This window comes from Methylobacterium goesingense (genome assembly GCF_022179225.1).
GTDB classification, from domain to species: domain Bacteria; phylum Pseudomonadota; class Alphaproteobacteria; order Rhizobiales; family Beijerinckiaceae; genus Methylobacterium; species Methylobacterium goesingense.
Map to the genome: position 1 here is coordinate 1 of NZ_BPQL01000190.1, position 14,196 is coordinate 14,196.

General features: G+C 68.8%; 13 protein-coding genes. 5 read left to right on the forward strand and 8 right to left on the reverse strand.

The features are described 5' to 3' along the window. Together pqqA (MFF30_RS26300) and pqqA (MFF30_RS24155) are read right to left on the reverse strand one after the other, a co-directional pair. Positions 1 to 65 (reverse strand): pyrroloquinoline quinone precursor peptide PqqA (gene pqqA / locus MFF30_RS26300; RefSeq protein ID WP_373321003.1); only part of this gene is annotated, 65 nt, incomplete at its 3' end. Between the two features lie 73 nt (positions 66 to 138). After that, positions 139 to 228, reverse strand: a complete 90-nt coding sequence (gene pqqA, locus MFF30_RS24155) for a pyrroloquinoline quinone precursor peptide PqqA (protein WP_019902976.1) — start codon at positions 226 to 228, stop codon at positions 139 to 141. A 526-nt stretch (positions 229 to 754) separates the two neighbouring features. Here pqqA (MFF30_RS24155) and MFF30_RS24160 point away from each other — a divergent pair. Both MFF30_RS24160 and mgtE read left to right on the forward strand, forming a co-directional pair. Beyond that, entirely contained in the window at positions 755 to 2,134 is a 1,380-nt protein-coding gene (locus MFF30_RS24160) for a GGDEF domain-containing protein (RefSeq protein WP_238282712.1), read from the forward strand. Between the two features lie 319 nt (positions 2,135 to 2,453). Next, entirely contained in the window at positions 2,454 to 3,824 is a 1,371-nt protein-coding gene (gene mgtE / locus MFF30_RS24165; RefSeq protein ID WP_238282713.1) for a magnesium transporter, read from the forward strand. Between the two features lie 29 nt (positions 3,825 to 3,853). Here mgtE and MFF30_RS24170 read toward each other — a convergent pair whose 3' ends face one another. Continuing rightward, entirely contained in the window at positions 3,854 to 4,600 is a 747-nt protein-coding gene (locus tag MFF30_RS24170; protein ID WP_238282714.1) for a sigma-70 family RNA polymerase sigma factor, read from the reverse strand. A 389-nt stretch (positions 4,601 to 4,989) separates the two neighbouring features. Beyond that, positions 4,990 to 5,700 carry a Crp/Fnr family transcriptional regulator gene (locus MFF30_RS24175; protein WP_238282715.1) on the reverse strand — a complete coding sequence of 237 codons (711 nt, stop codon included), beginning with the start codon at positions 5,698 to 5,700 and terminating at the stop codon, positions 4,990 to 4,992. A gap of 483 nt (positions 5,701 to 6,183) precedes the next feature. Here MFF30_RS24175 and MFF30_RS24180 point away from each other — a divergent pair, with 483 nt between their 5' ends. Further along, positions 6,184 to 6,948 (forward strand): Crp/Fnr family transcriptional regulator, encoded by a 765-nt coding sequence (locus tag MFF30_RS24180; protein ID WP_238282716.1) that lies wholly within the window; start codon positions 6,184 to 6,186, stop codon positions 6,946 to 6,948. Positions 6,949 to 7,085: 137 nt separating this feature from the next. On the opposite strand, the gene MFF30_RS24185 is transcribed toward MFF30_RS24180, so the two are convergent. Next, positions 7,086 to 7,259: a hypothetical protein gene (locus MFF30_RS24185; protein WP_238282717.1), complete on the reverse strand. Its 174-nt coding sequence runs from the start codon at positions 7,257 to 7,259 to the stop codon at positions 7,086 to 7,088. A 214-nt stretch (positions 7,260 to 7,473) separates the two neighbouring features. Between MFF30_RS24185 and MFF30_RS24190 the strand changes: the two genes are divergently transcribed. Together MFF30_RS24190 and MFF30_RS24195 are read left to right on the forward strand one after the other, a co-directional pair. Further along, positions 7,474 to 8,703, forward strand: a complete 1,230-nt coding sequence (locus MFF30_RS24190) for an efflux RND transporter periplasmic adaptor subunit (protein WP_373321001.1) — start codon at positions 7,474 to 7,476, stop codon at positions 8,701 to 8,703. A gap of 12 nt (positions 8,704 to 8,715) precedes the next feature. Continuing rightward, positions 8,716 to 11,859: an efflux RND transporter permease subunit gene (locus tag MFF30_RS24195; protein ID WP_238282719.1), complete on the forward strand. Its 3,144-nt coding sequence runs from the start codon at positions 8,716 to 8,718 to the stop codon at positions 11,857 to 11,859. 198 nt (positions 11,860 to 12,057) lie between these two features. On the opposite strand, the gene MFF30_RS24200 is transcribed toward MFF30_RS24195, so the two are convergent. The 3 genes from MFF30_RS24200 to MFF30_RS24210 form a co-directional block, all read right to left on the reverse strand. Next, a complete protein-coding gene (locus MFF30_RS24200) occupies positions 12,058 to 12,252 on the reverse strand; it encodes a hypothetical protein (protein WP_238282721.1) in 195 nt (64 codons plus the stop codon). Between the two features lie 149 nt (positions 12,253 to 12,401). Beyond that, positions 12,402 to 13,808, reverse strand: coding sequence for a sensor histidine kinase (locus MFF30_RS24205; protein WP_238282722.1), 1,407 nt, complete (start codon positions 13,806 to 13,808; stop codon positions 12,402 to 12,404). Between the two features lie 4 nt (positions 13,809 to 13,812). Continuing rightward, the coding region (locus MFF30_RS24210; RefSeq protein ID WP_238282724.1) for a winged helix-turn-helix domain-containing protein at positions 13,813 to 14,196 on the reverse strand (384 nt) is incomplete at its 5' end.

Genomic DNA, 14,196 nt, shown 5'->3' on the forward strand with positions numbered 1-14,196 from the left:
GACTCGTAGCTGGTGACTTCCATGCCGACGCAGATTTCCTGGACGATGGGGGCGGACCACTTCATGACGTTTCTCCAGTTTTGGTGGGTTAAAGCCTGATCCACGTGGATCGGGCAGATTCAGCCGAGGGCAGTGCCCTTAGTTGAAGGGATCGATCTCGGCCGACTCGTAGCTGGTGACTTCCATGCCGACGCAGACTTCCTGGACGACGGGGGCGGACCACTTCATGAGGGAACTCCTTCGTGTTCGACGCCCCTGATATGCCGTTATGTTGGGCGCAATACAAGTGGGCACTACACTTATATTTCTCATAAGATCGTGCGCCACGCCGGTCCGATCCGCGCTGCGTCCGCGAAAAACGTCCGGCAATCAGACATATGGTGCCACTACCCCGGAATCGGAAGGCGCGCACCGGCCCATCCCCGCGTGGCCTCGGCAGGATACACCGAGCCGCTGGCGGTGGCGGCAGGCCGACGTCGCCGAGCGTGCGTCGGAAAGGCGCGCCGCGCGGACGCGGCCAAGCGTGACTCCTCAGACGAATCCATGCGGCGTACAACCTCCGCTGGCACGTTGGCGGCGCATTCCCCGTTGCGTCACATCACGCGAGGCGAAGGCAGTGACAGGATGCGCAACCCGGGTCCGCGATCGGTCGAGATCGCAATCCCGGCAAAACTCCAAAGCCCCGGCGGACAGCCGGGGCACCTGTCGGACCATGAACCGGAACGTGCAAAAAAATTCCGGCAAAGACACACGCTTGCGTCGAGCGATCGGGATGTCGGGCGTCGCCGGCCTCCTTCTCCTCGGCAGTTCCCCGGCAAGCGCGCAATCCAGCTTCGCTGCAGGGACGTCTCTGGACTGGCCCGGCGTACTGACGGGGGCCTTCCTGGGGTTCCTGCTGCTGACGGGGGCCTACAACCTCGTCTTCTTCGCGATCCTGCGCGAGCGCCTCCTCCTCTGGCAGGCCGCGCGCGTGATCCTGCTCGTCGGCTTGACCGTCAGCCTGTCGTCGTTGCCCCTCGGCCCGTGGTTGCGCGGCGACGGCACGGCGCGGCAGATCCTGATCAACCTGCTGTTCGACGGATCGATCGCGATGATCGGCCTGTTCCTGGGCGCCCTCCTGGGGCCCGCGATGACCGGTGCCACGCTTCACCGGATGCTGCGCTGGCAGCCCGTGATGGTCGCGACGACGACACCGGCCATGCTCTGGAGCGCCTGTCCGCCGCTCTACATGGCCTACCGGAACGCTGTCCTGCTCGGCATCCTCGCGCTCCTCTGCGCGGCGTTGGCGCAGGCGATCCGCCGGGGCAGCCGCACGGCCTGTCTCCAGGCGGCAGCCTGGACGGGCGTGCTCGCGGTGTGCGGCATCAGCCTCTTCCACGACATCGTGCTGGGACGCCCGTTCGGTCTGTTCCTCTATGCGCTCTTCACCGCCCTGGCGATCGAGATGCTCCTCTCGACCGTCGAGGCCGGTGATCGCTTCATGCGGCTGAAACGCGAGCATGACGAGGCGCGGACCCTCGCCACGGTGCTCGACAGGATGGCGCGCACCGACCCGCTGACCGGCCTCTACAATCGGCGCGGCCTCGAGGCACAGTTCGTCCAGCATCGTCCGAAGGCCTTCGCCATCCTCGACATCGACCATTTCAAGCAGATCAACGACCGCTTCGGCCACGAGCGCGGCGACGCGGTGCTCACCGCCGCCGCCGCCGCGCTCGCATCGGGCAAGGCTTTCGCGGCGCGGATCGGCGGCGAGGAATTCGCTCTGCTGTTCTACGGAGACCGGGCTGCGGCGGAGGCCGAGATCCTGCGCAGCCTGATTCCTGAGCGGGTCGCCCGCGACGTCCCGGACGTGGACCGGTCCGTCACGGCCAGCGCGGGCATCGTTCCGGTGACGCCGGACACGGACTTCGCGGGAGCGCTGCGCGCCGCGGACCTTCGCCTCTACAGCGCGAAGACGGCTGGACGAGACCGTCTGATCGGCGCCTGCGACGACCCGCCGGTCTCGGTCGCCGCCGCGTCGGCCGCAACCACAGCGACGGCACAGACCAGCCTCGGCCCTGCCGGGAACGCGGCCGATCGCGGCGATCACCTTCGCTCCCACACAGGCCGCGATCGCAGACGCCAACGCATTTGAGCAACGCAGCCGCACCGCGTCGTTCGGGCCCTCGTTTCGGGCTTGACGCAGGCGGGCGACGAGGCGCACTCACGCGCCGCCGAGCGCCACCGCCCGTGATTCACGGGCCGGTGCGCGTCCCGGCTCCCCATCGACGAACCCCATGCCCAGCGACAGTCCAGACCGATCGCCAGACCGATCGCCCGCGCCCTGCGCGGCCGCATCCGCTCCCGTCTCCCGACGCTGAAGGTCCCCCGGGCCCCCGCGCGGCGGCCGGCACGGACCCGGCCCGCTCCGGTGAGGCGCGGCCAAGATCGCGCCACCAAGCCGAGGTGAGCCCATGAACGAGATCGCCCCCTTCCCCTCCGGCATCGATCCGGCGGTGCTCGCCGCGCGCCTGTCGGACGAGCGTGCGCCCGACATCGTCGAGGCCCTGAACGAAGAGGCCCCCGAGGTCGCCGCCGCGATCCTGCTCGGGCTGTCCCAGGAGCGGGCGATCGAGGTTCTCGATCAGCCCGAACTCGATAGCGCCGCCGACATCATCGAGATGCTGCCGCGCGACCGGGTCGCCTCATTCCTGTCGGGCATGTCGGCCGACCGGATCACCGACATCTTCCGCGAGATCGAGGAGCCGGGGCGCTCGGACCTGCGCGCCCGCCTCGACGCGGAGACGCGGGGCGCCGTCGACCGGCTCAGCACCTACGGCGAGGAGACCGTGGGCTCGCTGATGACGACGGAGTTCGTCGCCGTGCCGGGCAACTGGACGGTCCGCCAGACCCTCGACCACGTCCGGCAGGTGGAGAAGACGCGGGAGACCATCTACGCGATCTTCGTTCTCGACCCGCGCACCCGTGCGCTGACCAAGGCGGTGCCCCTGCGCCGGCTGATCACGGGCCAGCCGGAGGACAATGTGCTCTCGGTCGCGCCGAACCGGCGCCCGCTCGCGGTCTCGCCCACCGCGAGCCGCGAGGAGGCGGCCCGCCTGATCTCGAAATACGACCTCCTGGCGCTCCCGGTCATCGATGCGGTCGGCCACCTCATCGGCATCGTCACCGTGGATGACATGATCGACGCCATGGTCGAGAAGCAGACGCAGGACGTGCAGCGCTTCGGCGGCATGGAGGCGTTGCCCGAGCCCTACATGGACATCCGCTTTGGAACGATGATCCGCAAGCGGGCGGGCTGGCTCTGCGCCCTGTTCCTCGGCGAGATGATGACCGCGACCGCCATGCAGGGCTTCGAGGGCGAACTCGAGAAGGCCATCGTGCTGACCCTGTTCATCCCGCTCATCATGAGTTCCGGCGGCAATTCCGGCAGCCAGGCCACCTCGCTCCTCATCCGCGCCCTGGCGCTGCACGAGGTGCGCCTGCGCGACTGGTGGCGGGTGGCCCTGCGGGAACTCCCTACCGGCCTGGTGCTCGGCACGATTCTGGGCACGATCGGCATCGTGCGCATCGTGGTCTGGCAGAAGACCGGACTCTACGATTACGGCGTGCACTGGCCCCTGGTGGCGGCCACCGTCGGGGCCGCGCTGATAGGCATCGTCACCTTCGGCTCGCTCACCGGCTCGATGCTGCCGTTCCTGCTGCAGCGCCTCGGCTTCGACCCCGCCACCGCCTCGGCCCCCTTCGTGGCGACCCTCGTCGACGTCACGGGGCTCGTCATCTACTTCTCGGTGGCGATGCTGATCCTGCGCGGGACGCTGCTCTAGAAGGGCGTCCGTTCAGATCCGGGCCCAGCTCAGGCCCGCGCCTGCGGGCGCGCTTCCCCGAGGACGGCGTTCGCGAGGCGGTCGGGCCCGATCTCGTCGGCCGAGTAGCCGACGAGGGCGGCCAGGCTCTCGCGGGCCCGCCAGACCCGGCTCTTCACCGTGCCGATCTTGCAGCCCATGACGGTCGCCGCCTCGTCGTAGGTCATGTTGTCGATGGCCACGAGGGTGAGGGCCTGGCGCAGGGTGTCCGACAACCGGCCGATGGCCGCGTTCACGTCTTCCAGGTCGAGCACCGCGCCCTGCGCCGGCAGGGTCACCAGTTGCGCGGCGTAGCTTCCGTCGCTGTCCTCGACCTCGTGCACGCGCTTGCGCTGGCCCGAGTAGAACGTGTTGCGCATGATGACGGTGAGCCAGCCGCAGACGTTGGTGCCGGGCGTGAAGCTCTCGCGGTACATCCAGGCCCGCAGCATCGTGTCCTGCACGAGGTCGTCGGCGCGGGCGGCGTCGCGGGTCAGGGACAGGGCGTACTTGCGCAGGCCCGGCGCGTGGTCCTGCAGGCCCTGGCGGACCTCCGCCGTGAGGGTCTCGCCCCGGGCTGCCAGCACCGCCTCCAGGCGGGCGATCAGGACGGCGAAGCGGTCGGGCTGTGCGTCCTCCAGGGAAGCGTAGGCCGCGCGCAGGTGCTGGCCGAGGGAGCGTTGGATCGAGGGCGCGAGCAGCGGCGCCTGGGCGTTCAGGGCTGGGGACGGGGCATCAGATCCTGATTGCGATGTCATCCAGTATCTTCTCAAGGCGACCGGAAGCGGTGAAGCCGACTCCCTTCAGTGTCTTCGAGTTGTGCGGAACCTTTTCGGTGCCTGCACCAACACAGGTTAAGCGAAAAGAATAAGGTCCAGCACCGCGCGAAAGCGTACGAACGCCAGATTTTTCACAGAAAATGGCAAGTCTTCACTGCGCGCAGATCATGAAACAAGACCGAAAGAGGCCACCACGGCGGTGAGCCGGGCGGGCCGAGTTTCGGGAGGAACGCCTGATGCGCAGGAGGTCAACCGCGCGGATCGCATCGGGTTCATCCGCATGCCGACGCGCCGATGCGAACCCGCACGGCGATCCGAGCGCGATGCCGCGCCCTCGATCCTCCGGGGCCGGAGGCCGGGTGGCCGCCTCAGGCCTCTTCGATCAGCCGGGCGTACTCGGCCTCGGGGACGCCGTAGCTGTCTCCCGCCACGGCCAGCAACCCGGCACGGTCCAGCACGACGATCCGGCCCCGACGCGCCCGGATCAGCAGGTTGCCTTCCAAGAGCTGCAACGCCAGCGTCACCGTCGTGCGCTGAACGCCCAACATGTACGACAGGAAATCGTGGGTGACCGCGATGTCGTCGCCGATCACCCGGTCGTGGCACATGAGCAGCCAACGGGTCAGCCGCACCTCGATGTTGTAGCTCGCGTTCGCAAAAGCCGTCTGCGCGGTCTGGATCAGTAGGGTCTGGACGAAACGGAGCAGCAGACGACGCAGGGCCGGGCTGATCTCGGTGGCCGCCAGGATCTCCGGCGCGCCGATGGCGAGCATCTCGCCCGCGTTCTGCACGAAGTGATCGTAGGGCGTGCGGTCGCTGCCGAGCAGCACCGGCGTCGCACCCACGACGCCCTCGGGTCCGATGATGCCCACCTCGATCTTGCCCACGCCCGCCGTGGTGATCGAAGCGTACCCGGTCTCGGGAAAAAACAGGTCCCGGATCGACATGTACGGTTGAATCAAGCGCTGGCGCATCTCCGTCGCCATCGGCCGCAGGTGCGGTTGAAGCAGCGCGAAATCACCCGGGGAGAGACGTTTGAGCAAGCGGTTGCGGACGGCAGACTGCTCTATCAGCGACACGGCCCCGCCCCCTCGATCGAGAGCACATAAAATCTCTCCTCGACCCGTTCTCAGGAATATATACAAATCTGGTTGAACTATCCGTACGATGACGCACAAAGGCAACCCTACGGCGAGTTATGTCGGGTAGTCGACACTTCCGTAGTGTCGGGCACCACGCCAAAGTCAGACTATGATGTTCATCTCCCGTAAAACGGAATTATATATAGCATGCACCATCTGACTTGCGGGGCAGAACACCGGCTGTTCCGATAGCATTTTGAGGTTTGCTGATTCGTACGACGAAGGCGGGTCTCTCCTGCCTGTCATCCAGGCGGGTTACTGCCACGGCTCTCTACGAAGCAATCGCTGCCGGAGTTTCAGGGGCCGAGGGGGCATGCCAGGTTCTTACCCGCATAGCGCAGTCATAAGCGCCGCTTGCATACGCGCCGTATGGGGAGTCTCTCTGTCGGACCTTAAGCCATGATCCCGGACCGGCGCACGTTGCAGGCCTCATTCCTGCGCCCGGACCAATCGGCGCGCGGCAGCGCCGGTGCGTTGATCCGACGGCTCGAGCAGTTCGCCACCCTGGAGGAGGCGGGGCACGCTGCACTCGAGCGGATCGCCGGCACGGCGTCCTCGGTGGCCGCGCGAACCGACCTGATCCGGGAAGGCGAGACCCCGAACGGAATTTTTATCATCCTCGACGGCATCGCTTGCCGAAGCAAGCTCCGGCGGGGCGGCGCCCGGCAGATTACCGCCTACCTGATCCCCGGCGACTTCTGCGACCTCGACCTCGCGCTGCGTCCGCGCATGGACCACACGATCTCGACGATCTCGACCTGCCGGGTGGCGCATCTCGACTTCCCCAGCATCCAGAGGCTAGCGGGGGAAGCCGGAAACCTCGTCCAGACCATGCGCCGCGGAACGCTCGTGGATGATGCGACGCTGCGGGAATGGCTGCTGAACATCGGCTCCCGCAGCGCCATCCAGCGCATGGCACACCTGTTCTGCGAGATGCTGACGCGCTTTCGCGCCGTCGGTCTGGCGCAGGGCGACTGCTACGAATTGCCGATATCACAGCTCGACCTTGCCGAGACCACCGGGTTGTCGACCGTGCACGTCAACCGCACCCTCCAGGAGCTGCGGCGCCAGGGCCTCATCGAGTTTCGCTCCCGCAGCCTGATGATCCGCAACCTCGCCCATTTGCAGATCCTCGGAGAGTTCGATCCGACCTACCTCTCGCTGCGGGATTCCGTTGCCGCCTGACGAAGATCGCGCGCGGAGCGCCGCATCGAAGCGCTCGGAAACGAAAACACCCTTGCCTCCGTAGGGAAGCGAGGGTGTTTTTTCAGGATTCTTCGCGTGGTGGCCCGCGAAGGTGAGACCGAGGTTCGGGGCTGTTTTCAGTCGATGGGGCGGGCAACCGGATCGGCAGCGCGAATATCCTCGGGAAGCGACGCGAAATCCACGTAACCGGCTTCCCGCGCCATGGCATCGAGGGCCGACGTCGCGTCGCAAGCGCTGCCGGTCCACAGAATCGCACCGTTGGACTTCTGGCGAATCTCGAAGATGCTCATGATCCGTTGCCTCGGGCTAACAATGATGATTGCCACGAAAACGTGTCCGAGCGGCGAAGGTTGCATGCCCGGCGCCCCGAACAGGCGCGATCGCTCCCTGCGGCTCGGAACCGCGAACGGGAGCCCGAGGCCTTGAAAACGCCGGCCTCTTCGTAGAGGCCTTGGGCTTCCATCGACGGGGTTCCGTCGACGCCTGCTTCGAGACCCGTCCGCCATGTGCCGCCATTTCACGCTTCACGCCGGCGCCCTGGCCCTCCTGGCGGCTCTCTCCGGGCTCGGCATGGCCGGGGCTCGGGCGGCGGAGGGTCCGGCGGTGCCCGATCCGGCCGCGGTCGCCCCCGCCGTGACCGTGGCGCTGGCCGCCCCGCGCGAGGTGGTCGAGCGGGCAGTCGTCACGGGAACGCTGGTGCCGCGAGACGAAATCCTGGTGGCGCCGGAGGTCGAGGGCCTGCGCATCACCGAACTCCTGGTGGAGGAGGGCGCGCAGGTCGCGCGCGGCCAGCCCCTGGCCCGGCTCTCCCTGGAGATGGTCCTCACGCAGGAGGCGGCCAACGCCGCAGCTATCGCCAAGGCGGAAGCGGCGATCCTCCAGGCCCGCAGTCAGATCGTACAGGCCGAGGCCGCCCAGGTGGAGGCGAACCTCGCCCTGGAGCGCACCCGCAGCCTCATCCGCACCGGTAACGCCACCGCGGTGACCCTGGAGCAGCGCATCTCCACCGCGCAGGGCAACGAGGGGCGCCTCGGTGCCGCCCGGGGCGGCCTGCAATTGGCGGAAGCCGATCTCGCCGCGGCGCGGGCGCAGGGGGCCGAGATCGCACTGCGCCGCACCCGCGCCGAGATCCGGGCTCCGGAAGCCGGGATCGTGAGCCGGCGGACCGCCCGGATCGGCGCCACCGCCACGGCCGCCGGCGAGCCGATGTTCCGCCTGATCGCCCGCGGCGAGATCGAACTCGAGGGCGAGGTCCCCGAGACCTGGATGCCGCGCCTGCATGTGGGTGATCCGGCCCGCCTCGACTGGGACGGTGGGCGCACCCTCCTGGGCCGGGTCCGCCGGATCGACCCGGAGATCGACCGCGCGACCCGCCTCGGCCGGGTCCGCATCAGCCTCGATCCCGATCCGACCCTGCGCATCGGCGCCTTCGCGCGGGGCAAGGTCGAGGTCGCCCGGCGCACCAGCGTGGCCGTTCCCCTCTCGGCCCTGCTCTACGGGGCGGATGGCGGGGCCAGCGTCTTCGTGGTCGCCGACGCGCGGGTCGAGGCCCGCACGGTGGAGCCGGGCCTCTCGGCGGAGGGCGCCATGGAGATCCGCTCGGGGTTGAAGGCCGGAGAATCGGTGGTGGCCCGGGCCAGCAGCTTCCTGCGTGACGGCGACCGGGTTCGGGCCGTGGTTCCGTCCCCCGTGGCGCCGACGCCCGCCAAGGCGGCCGATGCCGCCGCTCGCTGATCGGACGAAACCATGCGCCTGAACATCTCCGCCTGGGCGATCCGCAAACCGATCCCCTCGATCGTACTGTTCCTGGTCCTGGTGGTCCTCGGGCTCGTCAGCTTCCGGGCGCTGCCGATCACCCGCTTTCCCAACATCGACATCCCGATCGTCTCGGTCCAGGTGCTGCAGTCGGGCGCCGCGCCCTCGGAACTGCAGACCCAGGTCACGAAGGTGATCGAGGATGCGGTGGCGGGGGTGAAGGGCGTCAAGCACGTCATCTCGACGATCTCGGAGGGCGTCTCCAGCACCACCATCGAGTTCCGCCTGGAGGTGAACAGCGACCGGGCGGTCAACGACGTCAAGGATGCCATCTCGAAGGTGCGGGTGAACCTGCCCCGCACCATCGAGGAGCCGATCATCAACCGCGTCGAGATCGCGGGCCTGCCGATCATGATCTACGGGGCCTCGGCGCCCGCGATGACGCCGGAGGACCTGTCCTGGCTCATCGACGACGTCATCGCCCGGCAGGTGCAGAGCGTGAAGGGCGTCGGCGGCGTCGAGCGCCTCGGCGGTGTCGCCCGCGAGGTCCGCGTGACCCTGAAGCCGGACCGGCTGCTGGCTCTCGGCATCACGGCGGCCGACGTGAACCGGCAGCTCCGCCTCACCGCCGCCGACATGGCGGGTGGGCGCGGCGAGCTCGGCGGGCAGGAGCAGTCCATCCGGACGCTCGCCGGGGCTGCCAGCCTCGACACCCTGGCCGAGACCTCCATCATCGTGCCGGGCGGACGCAAGGTCCGCCTCGACGAGCTCGCCACCCTGGTGGACGGCTCGGAGGAGCCGCGCACCTTCGCGCGCTTCAACGGCGAGCCCGTCGTCGCCTTCGCGATCTCGCGCTCCACCGGCGCCAGCGACGCAGAGGTCGCCACCGGGGTCGCCAAGCGCATCGCCGAGCTCGGGATCCGGCACCCGGGCGTGCGCTTCGACCTGATCGACACCTCCGTCATCAACACGGTGGGCAACTACCATTCGGCGATGCTGAGCCTCGTGGAGGGGGCGGCGCTGGCCGTCATCGTGGTGTTCCTGTTCCTGCGCGACTGGCGCGCGACGCTCATCGCCTCCATAGCCCTGCCGCTCTCGGTGTTGCCGACCTTCTGGGTCATGAGCAGCCTCGGCTTCTCGCTGAACGCCGTCAGCCTGCTGGCCATCACCCTGGTGACGGGCATCCTCGTCGACGACGCCATCGTGGAGATCGAGAACATCGTCCGGCACATGCGGATGGGGAAATCCCCCTACCGCGCCGCCCTGGAGGCCGCCGACGAGATCGGGCTCGCGGTCATCGCCATCACGGCGACGATCATCGCGATCTTCGCCCCCGTCTCGTTCATGAGCGGTATCGCGGGCCAGTACTTCAAGCAGTTCGGCCTCACCATCGCGGCGGCCGTGTTCATGTCGCTGCTGGTGGCGCGCCTGATCACGCCGCTGCTCGCCGCCTACTTCCTGCGCGACCACGGCCCCGACCACACCCGCGAGGGGCCGGTGATGCGGGGCTACACCCGCGTGGTCGCGTGGTCGGTGCGCCACAAGTTCATCACCCTCGTACTCGGACTCGCCTGCTTCGCCGGGTCGATCATGTCCACCCGCCTGTTGCCGGCGGGCTTCCTGCCGGCGGAGGACGCCGCCCGCACCATCTTCGTGGTGGAGCTGCCGCCGGGCGCGCGCCTCTCCGACACCACGCGGGTCAGCGACGGCTTGGTGGACCGCATCCGCGCCCTGCCGGAGGTGCGCAGCGTCTTTGTCGACGGCGGCCGTCAGCTGCCGGCCAAGAAGGAGGTCCGGCTCGCCACCTTCACCATCAATCTCACCCCGAAGAACACCCGCCACCGCACCCAGAAGCAGGTCGACATCGCCATCCGGGCGATCCTGCACGACGTGCCGGACATCCGCTTCTGGGCCCTGCGCGAGGGCGGTCAGCGCGACGTCACCCTGATCGTGTCGGGCCCCGACAAGGCGGTGGTGGCCGACACGGCGGCGCGGCTCCAGCGCGAGGCGGGGCAAGTGCCGCACCTCGTCAACGTGCTCTCGACCGCGCCCCTCGACCGCACCGAGATCCGCATCCGCCCGAAGGCCGGCATCGCCGCCGAGCTCGGCGTCTCCACCGACCTCATCGCCGAGACCGTGCGGGTCGGCACCATCGGCGACATCGGTGCGAATCTCGCCAAGTTCAACACGATCGACCGGCAGGTGCCGATCCGGGTGCAGCTGCCCGAGCGCCTGCGCGGCGACCTCGACCAGCTCGAGACCCTCAAGGTCCCGGTCAAGGGCGGGGGCGCGGTGCCGCTCTCCACCGTGGCCGACCTCAGCCTCGGGCGCGGCCCCACCGCCATCGACCGCTACGACCGCGCCATCCGGGTGGCCCTCGAGGCCGACATGGAGGGCTCCGACGCGCTCGGCTCGCTCATCGACGCGATCCTGGCCCTCCCCGCCGCCAAGGACCTGCCGCCGGGCGTCACCATCCGGCAGACCGGCGACGCCGAGGTGATGGGCGAAGTCTTCGAGGGCTTCGCGCTCGCCATGGGCGCCGGCCTCATGATGGTGTTCGGCGTGCTGGTGCTGCTGTTCGGCAACTTCCTGCAGCCGCTGACCATCCTGTTCTCGCTGCCGCTCTCCATCGGCGGCGCGATCCTGGGCCTGCTCATCTTCCACATGCCGATCTCGATGCCGGTGGTGATCGGCATCCTGATGCTGATGGGCGTGGTGACGAAGAACGCCATCATGCTGGTCGATTTCGCCGTCGAGGAGATGGCCCGCGGCGTCGACCGCGCCACCGCGATCGTGGATGCGGGCCGCAAGCGCGCCCGGCCCATCGTGATGACCACCATCGCGATGGCGGCCGGCATGGTGCCCTCCGCCATGGCGCTCGGCATCGGCGGCGAGTTCCGCGCGCCGATGGCGGTGGCGGTGATCGGCGGCCTCATCGTCTCCACCGGCCTGTCACTGATCTTCGTGCCGGCGATCTTCGTCCTGGTGGACGATCTCTCGGGCCTGTTCGTGCGCCTGTTCGGCCGCTTCGTCGGCGCGGTGGACGAGCCCACCGAGGGCGAATTCGCGCTGCCGCAGCCGCATTCCGCCAACGACCCGAAATCGATCCTGCCGCCGCGCATCGCCGCCGAGTAACACGGGACCTTGATGAGCCTGACTCATCGAGGTCCGCCCGCGCGAAGGCGGTCGTCCGCCGGACTCTCAGGGAAGCCGCCCCATGGGTCAGGCTCCCTGAGACTTGGGATAAGTCGGCGACGGGCATCCGAAACGACGAAGGCCCGGACCTCGCGGTCCGGGCCTTCGTCGTCGGGACGGTTGGAATCGCCGGAGCGATCAGCCCTCGCTGCGCTCGGCCAGACGGCTCGCGGCGAAGCAGAGGCCGCCGGCCACGATGAAGAGCACCACGAAGGTCTTCACGGTGGCGTAGAACAGCGCCGGCTCGATGCCCGCATCGGTGTAGAGCACCGCGCCGATGGCGGCGATCGGCAGGAGCAGGAGGATCAGGAGCGGGGTCAGCGGGCTGTTCATGGGGCTCAACCTCTTCGGGACCCGGCGCACCGGCCCCTATGGCGTTCACTGCGCCCCTCATAGCATCGCGGTACGGCGCCCGCCAAGCGTGTGCGGTCAAGCTCGGATGCGGTCAAACATCCCGTATCCGTCACCGGATCGCTCTCTGATCAGGCGGGGATCCGAACCGTGGCCCGCAAGCCACCGAGGGGACTGTCGTGCAGGCCCACATCGCCGCCATGCGCCCGGGCGATGTCGCGGGCGATGGACAGGCCGAGGCCGGAGCCGCCGGCATCCTGGCGCGCGTCGTCGAGGCGCACGAATGGCTTGAACACCTCCTCGCGCTGGTCGAGGGGGATGCCCGGCCCGTCGTCGTCGATGGAGACCAGGAAGGAGCGCGCCTCGCGCCGGCCCGTGATGGCGACGGTCTCCCCGTAGCGGGCGGCGTTCGCCGCGAGGTTGAACAGGCAGCGGCGGATCGCGTCCGGCCGCAGGGTGACGTAGGGCGAGGGTCCCTGGGGATGATCCTCCATCTCCACCGCCTCCACATGGGCGCCGAGGCGCTCCACGTCGGTGCGCAGGTCCTCCAGCAGCGCCCGCATGTCGGTGGGCACCGCCACCTCGCCGGAATCGCCCCGCGCGAAGGCGAGGTAGGCCTCCAGCATCCGGCTCATCTCGTCGACGTCGCGTTGCAGGTCCTCGACCTCCGGCGTCTGCTCCACGAGGGCGAGGGAGAGCTTGAAGCGCGTGATGATGGTGCGCAGGTCGTGGCTGACCCCGTTGAGCATCGTCGTGCGCTGTTCCATCGCCCGCTCGATGCGTCGCTTCATCTCGATGAAGGCGTGGCCCGCCTGTCGGACCTCGCGGGCGCCGCGGGGCCGGAATTCGATCTCGCGGCCCTTGCCGAAGCTCTCGGCCACCGCGGCGAGGCGCAGGATCGGCTTGATCTGGTTGCGCAGGAACAGGATCGCGACGCCGAGGAGCACCAGGGAGGAGCCGCTCATCCAGAGCAGGAAGATGTGCGAGTTCGAGGCATAGGCCATGCTGCGGCGCGCCGTGACGCGCATGACCCCGTCGGGGATCGAGACCCGGATCTCGATCAGGCTGGAGCGGCCCACCGTATCGATCCAGTAGGGCCGGCGGATCTGGCGGCGGATCTCGTCGGAGAGCGCCTCGTCGAGGATCGAGAAGAACGGGCGCGGGCCCGCGGGCGGGAGCTTGGCGCCCTTCAGGATGTCGACGTCGAGGTTGAGCCGGTCGTTGGCGATCCGGGTCAGGGTCTCGGAATCCTTGTCCTGCGGATAGCTCTCGTAGATATCGATCAGCGCGGCCACGTCGGCCGTGACGGCGGCGGAGAGGCGGCGGGTCACGAGCTGCCAGTGACGCTCCATGAACGTGTAGGCGATCACCGACTGGAGCAGCACCACCGGCGCGATGATGATGATCAGCGAGCGGGCATAGAGGCCCTTCGGCAGCACGTCGCCGATGGCCCGGGCCACCCGGCGCCAGATGCGGGGGCGGCGGGGGAGGGCGGCGAGCCATGTGGCGGTGCGCCCGATCAGGCCGGTGGCGGCCATGGGCTCAATCGACCGCGAGGCGGTAACCGACGCCCCGCACCGTCTGCAGGAACAGGGGATTGGCCGGATCGACCTCGGTCTTGCGGCGGAGCCGGTTGATCTGCACGTCGATGCTGCGCTCGGCCGCGAGCCCGCCGCCCCCGGCCAGGGCCTCGCGCTCGACGTTACCGCCCCCGGCCTGCGCCAGGATGGTGAGGATCTCGCGCTCGCGCTCGGTGATGCGAATGGTCTCGTCCGCGCGGCGTAACTCGCCCCGGTCGATCCGGTAGGAGAACGGCCCGAAGGTCACGGTGTCGTGGCCGACGGCCTGCCCTTCGCCGCCCGGGCTGCGGCGCTTGATGATGTTGGAGAGCCGCGCGAGCTCATCCTGCGGCTCTCCAACATCATC

What these genes read in the sequence shown, in the direction of transcription:
- MFF30_RS24170 (WP_238282714.1), bottom strand. Translation starts at nt 4,600, where the DNA reads ATGACATCGCAATCAGGATCTGATGCCCCGTCCCCAGCCCTGAACGCC.
- MFF30_RS24205 (WP_238282722.1), bottom strand. Translation starts at nt 13,808, where the DNA reads ATGGCCGCCACCGGCCTGATCGGGCGCACCGCCACATGGCTCGCCGCC.
- MFF30_RS24190 (WP_373321001.1), top strand. Translation starts at nt 7,474, where the DNA reads ATGTGCCGCCATTTCACGCTTCACGCCGGCGCCCTGGCCCTCCTGGCG.
- pqqA (WP_019902976.1), bottom strand. Translation starts at nt 228, where the DNA reads ATGAAGTGGTCCGCCCCCGTCGTCCAGGAAGTCTGCGTCGGCATGGAA.
- mgtE (WP_238282713.1), top strand. Translation starts at nt 2,454, where the DNA reads ATGAACGAGATCGCCCCCTTCCCCTCCGGCATCGATCCGGCGGTGCTC.
- MFF30_RS24185 (WP_238282717.1), bottom strand. Translation starts at nt 7,259, where the DNA reads ATGAGCATCTTCGAGATTCGCCAGAAGTCCAACGGTGCGATTCTGTGG.
- MFF30_RS24200 (WP_238282721.1), bottom strand. Translation starts at nt 12,252, where the DNA reads ATGAACAGCCCGCTGACCCCGCTCCTGATCCTCCTGCTCCTGCCGATC.
- MFF30_RS24195 (WP_238282719.1), top strand. Translation starts at nt 8,716, where the DNA reads ATGCGCCTGAACATCTCCGCCTGGGCGATCCGCAAACCGATCCCCTCG.